A 16384-nucleotide genomic window follows, 5' to 3' on the forward strand; every position below is an offset into this window, starting at 1 on the left:
TCCTCCAATAGCAAAGTGAATGCGCGCGAAGACGGTCCGCGCGTGACGAAGGGTCTGAAAGTGGGAGAATTGGCCGCTGAAAAAGGAGCCGTCAGGTGGCTACCGCGTGTCCCGAAAAGTGTGAGACGGTTTTCGGGCAAGGTGGACGTCAAAGAGGTTCACCGATCAGATTCAATCGGATCGTGACGCGGTACGTCAATAAACTAAATAGAACCGGCCTTGCAGGGAAGCAAGGCCGGAAAAAGAAATCAGCTCGGCAGATGGTAGTCCAGGAAGCGATCCTGGCGCACATCGAAAAGCTTGCCGGTGACATCCAGGGCAGGATCGGCGAGCTTGACGATCTTCTCTGCCACCGACTGCGGGGTCGGCAATGTTTCCGGATCTTCGCCCGGCATGGCCTGCGCACGCATTGCCGTGCGGGTCGCTCCCGGATTGACGGAGTTAACCTTGAGCTTCATCTGCTTCGTTTCTTCGGCCCAACTGCGCGCCATGACTTCGACGGCAGCTTTCGAGGCAGCGTAAGGCCCCCAGAAGGCCCGGCAGGTGTGCGCCACGCCGGATGAAAGCAGAATGGCCCGTCCCGCATCCGAAGCACGCAGAAGCGGATCGGTGGAACGGATGAGGCGCCAGACGCTGGTGACATTGACGTTCATGACCTTCTCGAAGGTCTTGGCTTCGACGTGCCCGATCGGGGAAATCGTGCCCAACACGCCCGCATTGGCAACCATGACGTCGAGCTTGCTCCAGCGCTCATGAATGGAGCCGCCGAGGCGATCGATGGCTTCCATGTCGGTAATGTCGAGAGGCACCAGCGTGGCGCTGCCTCCGAGTTTACGGATATCGTCGTCCAGCTCTTCCAGTCCGCCGACCGTGCGTGCGACCGCGATGACATGCGCGCCGCGTTTTGCCAGTTCGAGCGAAAGAAAATAGCCAATACCGCGCGATGCGCCTGTCACCAGTGCGATGCGGCCCGTAAGGTCGATACTCATCTAGTCCCCATATGTCATTCAAACACAAGAAACAGGCGGCCTTTTGGGCCGCCTGAGTGGAAGGATTTGCGATCAGCCGTTGCTGGCGAGGAGAGACAGCGTATGGACGTTGCTCTCGCCTTCCTGATCGAGGAGACGGGTCGGATATTCACCCGTGAAGTAGTGATCGGTAAAGGCAGGTGCCTTCGGATCACGTGGTTTTCCCCCGACAGCCTTGTACAACCCGTCGATGGAAAGGAACGCAAGGGAATCCGCGCCGATATAGCGACACATGGATTCGAGGTCCTTGTGCTGGTTTGCCAGCAGCTTATCGGCATGGGGGGTGTCGATACCGTAGAAATCCGGATGGTAAATCATTGGACTTGCCACGCGGATATGCACTTCTTTGGCGCCTGCATCGCGGATCATCTGCACGATCTTGACGGAAGTGGTGCCGCGCACAATGGAATCATCCACCAGCACGACGCGCTTGCCTTCGATCATGGCGCGATTGGCCGAGTGCTTCAGCTTGACGCCAAGCGCGCGAATTTGCTGCGTCGGCTCGATGAAGGTGCGACCCACATAATGGTTGCGGATGATTCCATATTCGAACGGAATGCCGCTGGCCTGCGCGAAACCAAGAGCGGCAGGCGTGCCGCCATCGGGTACCGGCACGATCACGTCGGCTTCGATACCGGCTTCCTTGGCAAGCTCCATGCCCATGTTCTTGCGCGCGACATAGACGCTGCGACCGCCGACGACGGAGTCGGGGCGGGCGAAATAGACGTACTCAAACAGGCAGAGCCGTTCCGGCTGCGGGTTCTCAGGCTTGATGGATTCCGTGGTTATGGAGCCGTCCTTCTGAATCTCGCAGATGATGACTTCGCCGTTTTCGACATCGCGAATATATTTCGCACCGATGATATCGAGGGCGCAGGTTTCCGAGCAGAAGATAGGCTTGCCATCAAGCTCGCCCATGACGAGCGGACGGATGCCGATGGGATCGCGCGCGGCGATCAGTTTTGTGCGGGTCAGCGCCAGCATGGCATAACCGCCTTCGACCTGCCGGATGGCATCGACAAAACGGTCGGAGGAGGATGAGTGGCGCGAGCGGGCAATCATATGCAGCACGACTTCGGTGTCGGAGGTCGCCTGGAAGATCGCGCCCGAAGCGATCAACTGCTTGCGCAGCGTAATGCCGTTGGTGAAGTTGCCGTTGTGGGCAATGGCGATGCCGCCGACTTCCAGTTCCGCGAACAATGGCTGCACGTTGCGCAGGATCGTCTCGCCGGTGGTGGAATAGCGCACATGGCCGATGGCGCGGTCGCCCGGCAGGCGGTTCAGCGTCGCCGCATCGGTGAAATGATCGCCGACGAGGCCCATGTGGCGTTCGGAATGAAAACGGCGGTTGTGATAGGAAACAATGCCGGCGGCTTCCTGCCCGCGATGCTGGAGGGCATGCAGGCCCAACGCCGTCAGCGCGGCAGCGTCCTCGTGGCCAAGAATGCCAAATACGCCGCACTCTTCATGCAGGGTATCTTCATCCAGCATGAAGGAGGCATTTTCAGAAGAATGGCTGGTCATTGCCGCAAGGCCTTTCGATTGCAGAGGCAACTAAAGCATGTCCCGGAAAGGGAAAACCGGGTTTCCGATTACGACATGCGTAAAGACTTCAGGCGCCTCTCTATCACAAGATGGCTTTTTGTTAAAAGCGAAGAGTTCATCGATGCGTCGATATGATCTCATGAACATCAGTATCGCATGATGCTCACGAATAATCTCGCAAATTCCCGCCTGAAATATGATCGCGGATGCAAAATGACAATGTCTGAACGTCGATATGGCTGTTTTGCATTGACCATGTTTATTTCCGGAATTGAAAAAGCCGCCAGCGGGGCTGGCGGCTTCTCCATATCTCGGAACGGCTTATTGCTGTGCAGGCGTATCGTCCGGAACCGGCGCCTCTTCCTGCTCGCCAGATGCGGGAGCAGTCTGTTGAGGCTTGAATTTGTCAATCATCTGGTCGGGATTTGCCGGCAGAAGGTCGATCAATTGTTGGCCGAACGAATCGAGCATCGGCTTTGATTTCGCATTCGTTACCCAAGCTGGCTGGTTAGTCGGGACGAGCCAGTTGAAGAACAGCATGGCGACGACAACGAGAAGCACCCCGCGCACGCCACCAAACAGAAAGCCAAGCGTGCGGTCGAGTGCACCGATACGGCTATCGATGATGAAGTCAGCGATCTTCATCGTAATCAATGAAACGACGATCAACACTACGAGGAAAACCGCGCCAGCGGCTGCAATCTTCGCGATGGTTTCGTTGTTGATATACGGTTGTACGAAAGGCAGAACTGGTTGGTAGAATAGATAAGCTGCAGCGGCAGCGGCAGCCCATGACACCAGCGACAGCACCTCGCGGGAAAAACCGCGCACCATCGCCAGAATGGCTGAAACCAGCGTTATCCCGAGCAGAATTCCATCAAGCATGGTTATCGGCATTCTGGCCTGTCCTCAGTTATTATGCGCAAAATGATCCATGCGCAGGGCAGTCAAAGATGCTGAAGTTTATCACCGGAAGGTTGACAGATTCTTCCAGTCATAAAACTCCAGATTTATTGCTTCTTTCCGGAGCCTGAAGCCGCGATGCGCGCAACAAGATCGGGCAGGGCGGAAGTTTCCATGAGGCGGAAGCTGCGATCTTTCCAGAGTTCGCCACTGCCACCGGGCACTTCTGCCTGCCGGAAGCCGAGTTTCTCCGCTTCCTTGAGCCTCTGTACCGCATGCGTTACCGCACGAACAGCACCGGAAAGGCTGATTTCGCCGAAATAAACACAATCTGGCGGAAGGGCAATACCGGCCATGGATGAAACAAGTGCGGCAGCCACAGCTATATCCGCAGCAGGCTCGCTGATACGATAACCACCCGCAACATTCAGGTAGACATCGTGCTGGCCGAAACGAACGCCGCAATGCGATTCGAGAACGGCGAGGATCATGGCAAGCCGTCCGCCATCCCAGCCGACGACCGCACGGCGGGGGGTGCCGAGCGAGGAGGGGGCAACAAGCGCCTGTATTTCCACCAGGACCGGACGCGTGCCTTCCATGCCGGCGAAGACCGCCGCACCCGGAGCCTTCGCATTGCGCTCACCAAGGAAGAGTTCGGACGGGTTGGACACTTCGCGCAGGCCCCCGTCGGACATCTCAAAGACGCCGATCTCGTCGGTCGGACCGAAACGGTTCTTCACCGTGCGCAGAATGCGGTAGTGATGCCCGCCTTCGCCTTCGAAATAGAGAACGCCATCGACCATGTGTTCTACCACACGAGGCCCGGCGATCTGGCCTTCCTTGGTGACATGACCCACAAGCACCACGGCGGCGCCCGTCTGCTTGGCATAGCGGATCAGCGCCTGCGCGGAGGAACGCACCTGCGTCACGGTTCCCGGTGCGGAATCCGCCATGTCGGTCCACAGCGTCTGGATCGAATCGATGATGACGAGATCGGGCCGTTTGGCGTCTGAAATGGTGGCGATAATGTCTTCGACATTGGTTTCGGCGGCAAGCTCCACCGCCGACGACGCCACACCCAGACGCTGCGCGCGCAGCCTGATCTGCGCCACGGCTTCTTCGCCCGAAACATAAACGATGCGATGGCCGCGATTGGAAAGGGCGGCGGCTGCCTGCGTCAGCAAGGTGGATTTGCCGATCCCAGGATCGCCGCCGATGAGAAGAGCGGAACCGCGCACGAAACCGCCGCCTGTCACGCGGTCAAGCTCGCTTATGCCGGAAATGATGCGTGGCGCGTCTTCTATGTCGCCGGAGAGCGAGGTCAGCGCCACGGCGCGCCCCTTGCGCTTGGACAGCATGGCGCCGGGTCCGGAGCCGATGCCGCTATTGGTGCCTTCCTCGACAAGCGTATTCCACTCGCCGCAGGAATCGCACTTGCCCGCCCAGCGCGAATGGACCGTGCCACAGTTCTGGCAGATGAATTGAACGCGCGCCTTGGCCATCAGACGCGCCCTTTGACTTGGGAAAACTTATTCATACTGCTCCGGCAGATAAGAACCCTCGGCCAGATCTGCAAATCGCGTGAATTCAGACTGGAAGGCGAGTTTGACGGTGCCGGTCGGACCGTGACGCTGCTTGGCGATAATCACGTCGGCGGTGCCGCGCACCTTTTCGAAATGCTGCTTCCATTCCTCGTATTTCGGATCGAACTCGTCACGCGGCTCGAGGTTCTTGACGTAATATTCCTCACGGAACACGAAGAGCACCACGTCGGCGTCCTGCTCGATGGAGCCCGATTCACGAAGGTCGGAGAGCTGGGGGCGCTTGTCGTCGCGGCTTTCCACCTGACGGGAGAGCTGTGAGAGCGCGATGATGGGAACGTTGAGTTCCTTGCCCAGCGCCTTGAGGCCGGTAGTGATTTCCGTGATTTCCTGCACGCGGTTCTGTGCGGAAGCTTTCGATGAGCCGGTCATCAGCTGCACATAGTCGATGACGAGAACGTCGAGGCCGCGCTGGCGCTTCAGGCGACGCGCGCGTGCTGCAAGCTGGGCGATCGAGATACCGCCGGTCTGATCGATATACAGCGGGATTTTCTGCATCACCTGCGAGCACGCGACCAGCTTTTCGAAATCGGTTTCGGTGATGTCACCGCGGCGGATTTTCGAGGAGGAAACCTCCGTCTGCTCGGAAATGATACGGGTTGCGAGCTGTTCCGCCGACATTTCGAGCGAGAAGAACCCGACGACACCGCCATTGACGGCCTTCATCGAGCCGTCGGCCTGCTGTTCGCCTTCATAGGCGTTGGCGATGTTGAAGGCGATATTGGTGGCAAGCGAGGTCTTGCCCATGCCCGGACGACCAGCGAGGATGATCAAGTCCGAGGGTTGCAAGCCGCCCATCTTGGCGTCAAGCGAATGAATGCCGGTCGAAACGCCGGAAAGATGGCCATCGCGCATGAAAGCGGCGTTGGCCATGTCCACGGCAGTCGTCACCGCGTCCTTGAAGGGCAGGAAGCCACCGTCATACCGTCCCGTCTCCGCCAGTTCGAACAGGCGTCGCTCGGCATCTTCGATCTGTTCCTGCGGCGCCATGTCAACCGGCGCGTCATAGGCAACGTTCACCATGTCTTCGCCGATGCCGATCAGCGCGCGGCGCGTCGCCAGATCGTAAATCGCACGACCATAGTCTTCGGCGTTGATGATGGTGACGGCTTCGGTGGCGAGGCGCGTCACATACTGGAATATGGTGAGATCGCCCACCTTGCCTTCGGTGGGCAGGAAGGTCTTCATCGTCACCGGATTGGCCATCTTGCCAACGCGGATGAGATCGGTGGTGATCTCATAGATGCGACGATGCAGTGGCTCGAAGAAATGGGTAGGCTTCAGGAAGTCCGATACCCGGTAAAACGCATCATTATTGATCAGAATGGCGCCGAGCAGCGCCTGTTCCGCTTCAATATTGTGGGGTGCTTCGCGATAGAGCGCGTCTTTCTGCTCCCGCGCGTCGTCGAGTTTGCGTACCGCCGCTTCCGCCATGATTCCAAATCCTGTCCCTGATGCAACCAGCTAGCCCTCAAGCGATGCCAAACGCAACGAAGCTTCGGGTGATTCCAGCTGGAAGAGACAAGCTATACCATGATTCACACTGATCCACAGTTTCGATCTCGGTTTTGTCAGTCCGCTGTTGACGCGGACCGACTCTCCGATTGGCGGGAATGGTTTCAGGCGTTCATACTTTTCTTGACCGCCCGCACCTCGCTATTGGCTCCCTTGGGAGCACTGTCGAGACGTTTAAGGCGTTTTTCTTCGGCCTCGATATAGTTGCGGGTCAGCGGAACAGATTCCTGCTTGTGGGCGATCTGGATGTGGAACACCATCATGTTCTGCCAGCGGAACGCGCTTTCCGATGCGGCCAGATAGAATTCCCACATCCGGCAGAAGCGCTCGTCATAAAGCGCCTTGGCCTTGTCGCGATTGGCCATGAACGCCTCTCGCCATGCTTTCAGTGTTTCGGCGTAATGCAGCCGCAGGATTTCTATGTCGGTGACATAGAGTCCAGCTTTCTCGATATGCGGCAGAACTTCCGAAAGCGCCGGAATATAACCGCCGGGGAAGATATATTTGCGGATGAATGGATTGGTCGCACCCGGCCCATCGGCCCGTCCGATGGCGTGCAGCAGAAAAACACCATCCGGCTTCATCAGCCGCGCGACATGCTGGAAATATTCAGCGAAATGCCCCACGCCGACATGTTCGAACATGCCCACCGAAACAAGCCTGTCAAACTTGTCGTCGATGTTGCGATAATCGGTCAGCTCGAATTTCGCCCTGTCGGCCAGCCCCTCATCCCTTGCGCGCTGGTTGGCGATGGCGTGCTGCTCTTCGGACAAGGTTACGCCTGTGACATTGGCCTTGAGGTGGCGAGCCAGATAAAGCCCCATGCCGCCCCAGCCGCAGCCGATATCGAGAACCTTGTCGCCCTCCTTTACCAGCATCTTGGCGGCGATGTGGCGTTTCTTGGCGAGCTGCGCTTCGGCAAGCGTGGCGTTCGGCGGATCGAAATAGGCGCAGGAATACTGCTTGTCGGGATCGAGAAACAGGTCGTAAAGCTCGCCCGAGAGATCGTAGTGACTTTTGATATTGCTCGACGAACGCGAAATCGTGTTCATCTGCTGGAAGCGGCGGAAGAGCACGCGCAGTTTTCCGGCGGCTTTCATCCATGGCTCGGTCGCTGCCGTCGGCCCGGTGTTTTCGAACACCACCTGAAGCAGCGTATAGATATCGCCTTCCAGGAAATCGATCTCGCCATCCATGAAACATTCGGCAAGCTTCAGTTCCGGGTCGAGCGCAACGGCGCGCTCGGCGTGCTTGGTCTTGAACTGAACATGAACCGGCGCGCCGGTCTTGTCGCCATACTGAAATCGCGACCCCTCCGAATCGGTGACCGTCAGGTCACCGGTTTTAATCATATGCGAAAGAACAGTACGCAACATTCCATACATCGGCCCCATCTCCTCTCCAGGATTGAAGCGAGTGCACGTCCATGCGTTTGCATGGCAGGCGGCGGTGCAAGGTATCAGAGCCGCTCTGTCATCAGATTTCAGGCAATATCCCAGTCGGTCAATCGGCCTTGGGAAAGCCCAAGCAACGCAGACGTTTCCGTCGGCACCCTCTGCAATCCAACACTAATGAACAGAATAGGGAGTTTTACCGATCTGAAAAGAGAAAATGCCCGGCGAAGGCCGCCGGGCATGATCATATAAAGTTTACCACGATGGGAATGAGCGACGCTTGGCCGGGCATTCCCACGGATAATAGGTGGCTAATTAAGCCTGATCTTCAGCTTCGTCTTCGTCGTCGAAAACTTCTTCCGACAGAGGCTGTTCTTCGATGCCGTAGATGGCTTCGATCGAGGTCAGGTCTTCACCCTTTGCCTGACGTTCGGCTTCTTCAGTCGAACGGGCGATGTTGACGGTTACCTGAACCTGAACTTCCGGATGCAGCGAAATCGAGACTTCGTGCAGGCCGATCGTCTTGATCGGGTGGTTCAGTTCAACCTGGTTGCGGTGCAGGGTAAAGCCGTTGGCCGAAATGATTTCGGCAATGTCACGGGTCGAAACGGAACCGTAGAGCTGGCCGGTTTCACCAGCCGAACGCACGACGATGAAGCTTTCGCCATTGAGCTTTTCAGCAACGGCACTGGCTTCGTTCTTGCGTTCCAGGTTCTGGGCTTCGAGCTGGGCGCGCTGGCCTTCGAACTTCTTCTTGTTGGCTTCGTTGGCACGAAGAGCCTTGCCCTGCGGGAGCAGGAAGTTACGGGCATAGCCGTCCTTGACCTTGACGGTTTCGCCCATCTGGCCGAGGCGGCCAATGCGTTCCAGAAGAATGACTTCCATTGGAGTTTCCTTTCGAGTTTCTGATCGGGTTTACTGACTGTCGGCGCCAGGCATTTTCGAAACCGGCGCGCCGCGCGAAGTGTCGAAAAGTCCGAGAACCATGAAGATGAAAAGCAGGAATGCGAAAAGTATGATCGCAAAGTAGGCAAGCCACAGCGCCACCGGGCGCCAGACCTTGCCGCGTGTGCGAAAATGCATGATGGCAAGACCTGACATCATGAAGCCTGCGCTGAGAGCGCCGGCGATGACGGTCGCAATCAATCCGGCGCCGCCGGGAAGAAATGCGACCGCAAGAGCGACCGCGAAGACAAGCAAAGCCGGGCGCGGCATGCGCAGCGTCGCGGGCCAGTCGTCACGCGGACGGCGCAGGCGACCCGACATCGAGATCAGGCGCTGCGCCAGATAAAGATTGCCAACGAGAATAGCGAGGCAGGTTGCCGGCTGGATTGCAGGCAAGACGACCATCAGGAGCGCGGTCACATTGTCCCGAATGTCTTCGCTGGCCGTGAACTGGGGATCGGCTTCCGCAAGTTGGTCGATAAGGGTGCTAGCGAGTTCGCGCGCCATGTCCGGGCCGAACCCAAGAATGGCGCCGATGACGATGAAGCTGAGCGCCACCATCAGGGCAAGGCGGAAGATGATGTCCGACAGCGGATACCAGACCAGAATATCCTTCGGTCCGCCGAGTTCTTCCGCTGGCCGTGCGAGGCCGGAAAGATACGCTCCCGTCGCCGCAGGTACGAAGCTCGTCAACGCCATCAGGAGTGCTGCGATCGGAACAGCGACTACGCCGACGGCAACCGTGGCGGTGGCGGCGGCAACGATACCGGCGCTCGACCCCCAGCCAAGGGCAACGACGAAGATGGGAAGCGGTGTCAGGAAATAGAGAACCATGGCCATGGCGGCGGCCATCGCGCCACCTTGCATGATGACGCCGGACGACATCAAGGCCGAGGCAAGCCCCGCCAATATGCCGATACCGATAATGGTTCCATTGAATTTCATCAGTTTCGCTGTCCTGCTCCGGTCTGGCCGGTTCGTGCAGTTAGAGGACTCTGCCCCAACTCGGGTTTTTGGTACATCCGCTACGCCCATCGCAACGGAGGAAACGGGAGGAGGCGAACCACCTCCCGAATTCGTGTTCTTACTTCACAACGTAAGGCAGCAGGCCGAGGAAACGGGCGCGCTTGATCGCCTTGGCGAGTTCACGCTGCTTCTTCTGGCTGACGGCCGTAATACGGGAAGGAACGATCTTGCCGCGTTCGGAAATGTAACGCTGCAGAAGCTTGATGTCCTTGTAGTCGATCTTCGGTGCGTTTGCGCCGGAGAACGGGCACGTCTTGCGACGGCGATGGAAAGGACGACGGGTCGGGATCTGATTGATATCAACCATGATTATGCTCCTTCACCAACTTCGTTGTCGCGCGGGCGACGCGGGCCGCGATCACCGCGATCGCCACGGTCGAAACCACCTTCACGGCGGCGCGGACGATCATCACCATCGCGTTCGCGACGGTCGTCACGGCGGGTGAGCATGGCCGACTGGCCTTCTTCATGTTCGTCAACGCGAACGGTGAGGAAACGAAGAACGTCTTCGTTGATACGCATCTGGCGTTCCATTTCGGCAACGGCTGCAGCCGGAGCGTCGATGTTCACGAGCGTGTAATACGCCTTGCGATTCTTCTTGATGCGGTAGGTGAGGGGACGCAGACCCCAGCTTTCGACCTTACCGACCTTGCCGCCATTAGCTTCGAGGACACCCTTGTACTGTTCGACGAGAGCGTCGACCTGCTGCTGGGAAATGTCCTGGCGGGCAAGAAGCACATGTTCATAAAGAGCCATTGGCTTTGCCTTTCTTCTGTTACAACATGCTAACACCAGCGGCTAAGCCTCTGCGACTTCTCTTGATCCGGCAGGCCGGAGAAGAAAGGACGCGCAACTTGAGACGGTCGAGAGCGGAGACACGGGAGGCAGAAGCGCTTATGACTTCTACGGACAATAGCGCAATTAATTGCACTGTTTGACCGGCCCTCCGTTCAGCCCCCAGCTGGTGCCGAGCAATGAACGGGCGGCTATTACGTGTTTTTCCCCGGCTTTGCAAGGCGCAAACGACACAAAAACCGGGAAATACTTGACTTTGCTGCCCGCGCTGGGGCACATCGCGCCAAATTGTGCAATTAATTGCAAAGATGAAAGAGGTTTTCATGGCGGTAGCATTCACTTTTCCCGGGCAGGGCAGCCAGGCTGTAGGCATGGGCAAGGCTCTGGCAGAGCAGTTTGCAGAAGCGCGTGCTGTTTTCGAGGAAGTGGACGCGGCACTGGGCGAAAAGCTTTCCGCTACCATGTTCGAGGGACCGGAAGACGTACTGACGCTGACCGCTAATGCCCAGCCTGCGCTGATGGCGGTCTCGATGGCCGTGCTGCGGGTCATGGAAGCGCGCGGCTTTTCCCTGAAGGATAAGGTTTCCTACGTCGCCGGGCATTCGCTTGGTGAATATTCCGCGCTTTGCGCGGCAGGAACATTCTCGCTTGCCGATACGGCACGTCTCCTGCGCATCCGAGGCAACGCGATGCAGAAAGCCGTTCCCGTCGGCGAAGGCGCCATGGCGGCCATCATCGGTCTGGAGCATGGCGACGTGGAAGCTGTCTGTGCAGAAGCAAAATCCTCGGGCTCGGTCCAGATCGCCAATGACAATGGCGGTGGTCAGCTCGTTATTTCCGGCTCCAAGGCTGCGGTCGAACTGGCTGCCGGGCTGGCGTCCGAAAAAGGTGCCAAGCGCGCCATCATGCTGCCGGTGTCCGCGCCCTTCCATTCGACTTTGATGGGGCCTGCCGCTGACGCCATGCGCGAAGCGCTCGCTTCGGTCGAAAAGCACAATCCAATCGTTCCGCTTATCGCCAATGTGCGCGCAGCGCCCGTCACCGATGCCAACGAGATTGCCGATCTACTCGTCGAGCAGGTCACGGGTCAGGTGCGCTGGCGTGAAACTGTCGAATGGTTTGCGACCAATGGCGTCACCACGCTTTATGAAGTAGGTTCGGGCAAGGTTCTGACCGGTCTGGCGCGCCGCATCTCGAAGGATGTGGCTGGCGTGGCTGTCGGTTCGGCTGAAGAAATCGAAGCGGCGCTCGCCGCCCTCAACGCTTAAAAGGGACTTCGCATGTTTGATCTGACTGGCCGCAAGGCTCTGGTAACCGGCGCAACCGGCGGCCTCGGTGAAGCGATTGCCCGCGCACTTCATGCGCAGGGCGCAATCGTGGGCTTGCATGGCACGCGTGAGGAAAAGCTGAAAGAACTTGCCGCTGAACTTGGCGACCGCACCTTCATCTTTCCGGCCAATCTTTCCGACCGCGAAGCTGTAAAGGCCCTCGGCCAGAAGGCCGAAGAGGAGATGGGCGGCGTCGACATTCTGGTCAACAATGCCGGGATTACCCGCGACGGGCTCTTCGTTCGCATGAGCGACGAGGACTGGGATGCCGTGTTGAACGTCAACCTGACGTCCGTCTTCAACCTGACGCGCGAACTGACCCATCCCATGATGCGCCGCCGCAATGGCCGCATCATCAACATCACCTCCATCGTTGGCGTCACCGGTAACCCCGGCCAGGCGAATTACTGTGCATCGAAGGCAGGGCTGATCGGCTTCTCCAAGTCGCTGGCGCAGGAAATCGCAAGCCGCAATGTTACAGTGAACTGCATCGCTCCGGGCTTCATCGAATCGGCCATGACCGACAAGCTGAACGAAAAGCAGAAGGATGCGATCATGAGCAATATCCCCATGAAGCGCATGGGCGTTGGGGGCGATATTGCTGCTGCCGTCGTCTATCTGGCAAGCGATGAGGCAGCTTATGTGACCGGCCAGACCCTGCACGTCAATGGTGGCATGGCCATGATCTAACCCTCCTTCTCCCCTCGATTATGGTATAAAATGCCTTAATACGGGGGGTGGAGAAGGAAAAGGCGCTTTGCCTTGCTCAAGAAGCATGGTAATGCGCCCATCGAGAATTGCGGCATTCGGAGTAGAAGCGCTGCGATCCTGTTCCGAAAGGAATATCCACAGGATGACTGTCCGGGCGGCTTCGCTCGAAACTTGGCAGACATCTTATAACTTGATTACAATCCTGCATGCCGCTAACCAAGGCAGAGCAACAAACACACAGGTCGAGGTTCCGACATGAGCGATACCGCAGAGCGCGTCAAGAAAATCGTTGTTGAACATCTGGGCGTAGATGCCGACAAGGTCACGGAAGGCGCAAGCTTCATCGATGACCTCGGCGCAGACAGCCTCGACACGGTCGAGCTGGTCATGGCTTTCGAAGAAGAATTCGGCGTTGAAATTCCTGACGACGCTGCCGAAACGATCCTCACGGTCGGCGACGCTGTGAAGTTCATCGACAAGGCTTCTGCCTAATCTGAACTTGAGCATTGGGCTGGGGTTCTCGCGAATCCCGGCCCTGCTTGTCTTTGGCTGTTTCTTTCGTATTCACGGTCGAAACGCACATGCACAAAGGTCCGTTCGAGGCCTGTTGTGAATCTGTCCGAACGCTGGTCGAGAACGCGTTCGATATGGCAGGCTCCGGTATTAACAATTGGAGCACCATCCCTTTCAGTCAGGCCCGGACATATGTTCTGCCGGTTAAAGCCTGCGGGGCGCGGTGCTTGTGACATAACAGAATTTTAAGGGGTGGATATGAGGCGTGTCGTCATCACCGGTCTTGGTCTGGTGTCGCCGCTTGCCAGCGGTGTCGAAGAGACCTGGAAGCGTCTTATTGCCGGTGAAAGCGGTGCTCGCCGCATCACGGAATTTGAAGTTGATGATCTGGCCTGCCAGATTGCCTGCCGCGTCCCGGTTGGCGATGGCACCAATGGCACCTTCAATGCCGACCTCCATATGGAGCCGAAGGAACAGCGCAAGGTTGATCCTTTCATCGTTTATGCCGTCGGCGCTGCCGATCAGGCGCTGGACGACGCCAACTGGCATCCAGAAAGCGACGAAGACCAGGTTCGCACCGGCGTTCTTATCGGTTCCGGCATCGGCGGCATCGAAGGCATCGTCGAAGCGGGCTATACGCTGCGCGACAAGGGTCCGCGACGCATCTCGCCATTCTTTATTCCCGGCCGTCTGATCAATCTGGCTTCCGGCCATGTTTCCATCAAGCACAAGCTGCGCGGCCCGAACCACGCGGTCGTCACCGCCTGCTCGACCGGCGCGCACGCCATTGGCGACGCTGCCCGCCTGATCGCTTTCGGCGATGCGGATGTGATGGTCGCTGGCGGTACGGAATCCCCGGTAAGCCGCATCTCGCTTGCAGGCTTCGCTGCCTGCAAGGCGCTCTCCACGAAGCGCAACGATGACCCGACCGCGGCATCGCGTCCTTATGATGAAGACCGCGACGGCTTTGTCATGGGTGAAGGTGCGGGCGTTGTGGTTCTTGAGGAGCTTGAACACGCTTTGGCGCGCGGCGCGAAGATCTATGCCGAAGTCATCGGTTATGGTCTTTCCGGCGATGCTTACCACATCACCGCTCCAAGCGAGAACGGCGAGGGTGCGCAGCGCTGCATGGAAATGGCCATCAAGCGCGCCGGAATCACGCCGGACCAGATCGACTACATCAATGCGCATGGCACTTCGACCATGGCCGATACCATCGAACTGGGCGCTGTCGAGCGCGTGGTTGGCGACGCCGCGTCGAAAGTTTCGATGTCTTCGACCAAGTCGTCCATCGGTCACCTGCTGGGTGCTGCTGGTGCTGCCGAGGCGATTTTCTCGACGCTTGCCATCCGCGATAACATCGCGCCTGCGACGCTCAATCTGGACAATCCTGCGGTCTCCACGAAGATCGATCTGGTTCCACACAAGGCCCGTGAACGCAAGATCGATGTGGCGCTGTCGAACTCCTTCGGGTTCGGCGGAACCAATGCTTCGCTGATCCTGCGCCGATATTCCTGATCGGTATTGCTGAAATAAATCTCGGAATCAAAAAACGCGGGGATTTCTCCGCGTTTTTGCCAAAATATAACCGGATGCGATGTTTAAAATTGTGAACACCGGTTAGTGTGGTCGCAACTCCGAAGAGTTTCATCCGCTCTGACGAAATTAAGTGCATAGCCGTTCTGGGCGGCATTCGACGGAAATGTCGGAAGCTGCGCCAAAATAGATAGACGGAGCTTTTCGTATAGTTTGGCTGAACTATTCAGGGCTCTGGACCGAGGTGATTGAGTGAATTCAGAGGCACCATCCGGAACACCGCCCGCGGACGAGCAGCCCACGGGCGCGACGCAGGAAACGAACGCGACTTCAAAGCCGTTCGTGCCGAAATCTGCGTCTGAAGCTCTGCGCCCCGAGCCCGGAACGCCGCCGCCGCGCAAGCGTTCACGCCATGCGCGCAGCCAGATCGTGGTGTTCATGAACTTCATGCTGTCGCTCGTCGTGCTCGTTCTGCTCGGCGCGTCCGCCTTGTTCTATTTCGGCAAGATGCAGTTCGATGCTCCGGGTCCGCTTGCTGCCGAGACCACATTTCTTGTCAAGCGCGGTGCCGGCATTGCCGAAGTCTCCAATAGTCTGGAAAACCGTGAAATCGTCAGCGATGCGCGCATCTTCCGCTATGGTATGCGCACGCTCGGACACGAAAATGATCTGAAGGCGGGCGAATACGCCATCCCTGCCGGGGCGACGATGCGCGATGTGATGAATATTCTCATCAGCGGCAAGTCCATCATGTATCCGCTGACCATCCCGGAAGGTCTGACGGTGAAGCAGATTTTCGACCGTATTTCGGTTGATCCGATTCTTGTCGGAGATATGCCGAAGGACATGCCACCGGAAGGCTCGCTCTTCACCGATACGCTGAATTTCACTCGCGGCACGACGCGTTCGGAAATCATCGACCGTATGATCGCCTCCCAGAAGAAGCTCGTGGACGAAGCCTGGGCAAAGCGTAATCCCGACCTGCCGGTCAAGGACAAGAACGAATTCGTGACGCTGGCTTCCATCGTGGAAAAGGAAACCGGGATCGCGTCCGAGCGCCCGCATGTGGCCTCGGTCTTCGTCAACCGCCTGAAGAAGGGCATGCGCATCCAGTCCGATCCGACCATCATCTATGGTCTGTTCGGTGGGGCCGGCAAGCCGTCTGATCGCCCGATCTTCAAGTCGGACATCGAAAAGCCGACGCCTTACAACACCTATGTGATCAACGGTCTGCCGCCGACGCCCATTGCCAATCCGGGCAAGGCGGCACTGGAAGCTGTTGCCAACCCGCTGGATACGGAAGACCTCTATTTCGTCGCCGACGGAACGGGTGGCCACGTGTTCTCAAAGACGTTGCAGGAGCACAACGCCAATGTTCGCAAGTGGCGCTCCGTGGAACAGCAGAGGAATAGCGGCAACGTTCCAGATCAGAGCGCGGGACAATAGAGCGGCCTCTGGTGAGTTTGTTTTAACCGAAGCCGGCGGCAGATGCCGGCTTCGGTTCGGTTTTTGAGTAAGTCCGCACCTCTGCGGACATGAGTTGA

15 protein-coding genes are annotated in these 16384 nt (G+C 58.0%); 5 read left to right on the plus strand and 10 right to left on the minus strand.

Annotation, left to right across the window (positions count from 1 at the left end):
- Positions 1 to 248: 248 nt before the first annotated feature.
- The 10 genes from ABWW28_RS08055 to rpsF form a co-directional block, all read right to left on the minus strand.
- Positions 249 to 989: an SDR family NAD(P)-dependent oxidoreductase gene (locus ABWW28_RS08055; protein WP_021586126.1), complete on the minus strand. Its 741-nt coding sequence runs from the start codon at positions 987 to 989 to the stop codon at positions 249 to 251.
- A gap of 72 nt (positions 990 to 1061) precedes the next feature.
- A complete protein-coding gene (gene purF, locus ABWW28_RS08060) occupies positions 1062 to 2552 on the minus strand; it encodes an amidophosphoribosyltransferase (RefSeq protein ID WP_025091916.1) in 1491 nt (496 codons plus the stop codon).
- Between the two features lie 342 nt (positions 2553 to 2894).
- Positions 2895 to 3470 (minus strand): CvpA family protein, encoded by a 576-nt coding sequence (locus ABWW28_RS08065; protein WP_021586125.1) that lies wholly within the window; start codon positions 3468 to 3470, stop codon positions 2895 to 2897.
- 113 nt (positions 3471 to 3583) lie between these two features.
- The gene (radA, locus tag ABWW28_RS08070; protein WP_021586124.1) at positions 3584 to 4978 is read right to left on the minus strand and encodes a DNA repair protein RadA; all 1395 of its coding nucleotides are present in this window, start codon (positions 4976 to 4978) and stop codon (positions 3584 to 3586) included.
- A 27-nt stretch (positions 4979 to 5005) separates the two neighbouring features.
- On the minus strand, positions 5006 to 6511 hold the full coding sequence (locus ABWW28_RS08075; RefSeq protein WP_006466216.1) for a replicative DNA helicase: 1506 nt from the start codon (positions 6509 to 6511) through the stop codon (positions 5006 to 5008).
- Between the two features lie 185 nt (positions 6512 to 6696).
- The gene (locus tag ABWW28_RS08080; RefSeq protein WP_025091917.1) at positions 6697 to 7977 is read right to left on the minus strand and encodes a cyclopropane fatty acid synthase; all 1281 of its coding nucleotides are present in this window, start codon (positions 7975 to 7977) and stop codon (positions 6697 to 6699) included.
- 324 nt (positions 7978 to 8301) lie between these two features.
- Positions 8302 to 8871 carry a 50S ribosomal protein L9 gene (gene rplI, locus ABWW28_RS08085; protein WP_006470673.1) on the minus strand — a complete coding sequence of 190 codons (570 nt, stop codon included), beginning with the start codon at positions 8869 to 8871 and terminating at the stop codon, positions 8302 to 8304.
- A gap of 30 nt (positions 8872 to 8901) precedes the next feature.
- On the minus strand, positions 8902 to 9876 hold the full coding sequence (locus ABWW28_RS08090) for a DUF2232 domain-containing protein (RefSeq protein WP_025091918.1): 975 nt from the start codon (positions 9874 to 9876) through the stop codon (positions 8902 to 8904).
- A gap of 139 nt (positions 9877 to 10015) precedes the next feature.
- Positions 10016 to 10264 (minus strand): 30S ribosomal protein S18, encoded by a 249-nt coding sequence (rpsR, locus tag ABWW28_RS08095; RefSeq protein ID WP_006466219.1) that lies wholly within the window; start codon positions 10262 to 10264, stop codon positions 10016 to 10018.
- 2 nt (positions 10265 to 10266) lie between these two features.
- Entirely contained in the window at positions 10267 to 10713 is a 447-nt protein-coding gene (gene rpsF / locus ABWW28_RS08100; protein ID WP_025091919.1) for a 30S ribosomal protein S6, read from the minus strand.
- Between the two features lie 362 nt (positions 10714 to 11075).
- Here rpsF and fabD point away from each other — a divergent pair, with 362 nt between their 5' ends.
- The 5 genes from fabD to mltG all read left to right on the plus strand — a co-directional run bounded on the left by fabD (position 11076) and on the right by mltG (position 16286).
- Positions 11076 to 12020: an ACP S-malonyltransferase gene (gene fabD / locus ABWW28_RS08105; RefSeq protein ID WP_025091920.1), complete on the plus strand. Its 945-nt coding sequence runs from the start codon at positions 11076 to 11078 to the stop codon at positions 12018 to 12020.
- Positions 12021 to 12032: 12 nt separating this feature from the next.
- Positions 12033 to 12770: a 3-oxoacyl-[acyl-carrier-protein] reductase gene (fabG, locus tag ABWW28_RS08110; protein WP_006466222.1), complete on the plus strand. Its 738-nt coding sequence runs from the start codon at positions 12033 to 12035 to the stop codon at positions 12768 to 12770.
- Positions 12771 to 13046: 276 nt separating this feature from the next.
- Complete coding sequence (locus tag ABWW28_RS08115; RefSeq protein WP_002963616.1) at positions 13047 to 13283, plus strand: acyl carrier protein; 237 nt, start codon at positions 13047 to 13049, stop codon at positions 13281 to 13283.
- Between the two features lie 279 nt (positions 13284 to 13562).
- Positions 13563 to 14822 (plus strand): beta-ketoacyl-ACP synthase II, encoded by a 1260-nt coding sequence (gene fabF / locus ABWW28_RS08120; RefSeq protein WP_025091922.1) that lies wholly within the window; start codon positions 13563 to 13565, stop codon positions 14820 to 14822.
- A gap of 270 nt (positions 14823 to 15092) precedes the next feature.
- On the plus strand, positions 15093 to 16286 hold the full coding sequence (gene mltG / locus ABWW28_RS08125; protein WP_006466224.1) for an endolytic transglycosylase MltG: 1194 nt from the start codon (positions 15093 to 15095) through the stop codon (positions 16284 to 16286).
- Positions 16287 to 16384 lie beyond the last annotated feature (98 nt).

This window comes from Brucella sp. NBRC 14130 (assembly GCF_040371715.1).
Classification (GTDB): domain Bacteria; phylum Pseudomonadota; class Alphaproteobacteria; order Rhizobiales; family Rhizobiaceae; genus Brucella; species Brucella intermedia.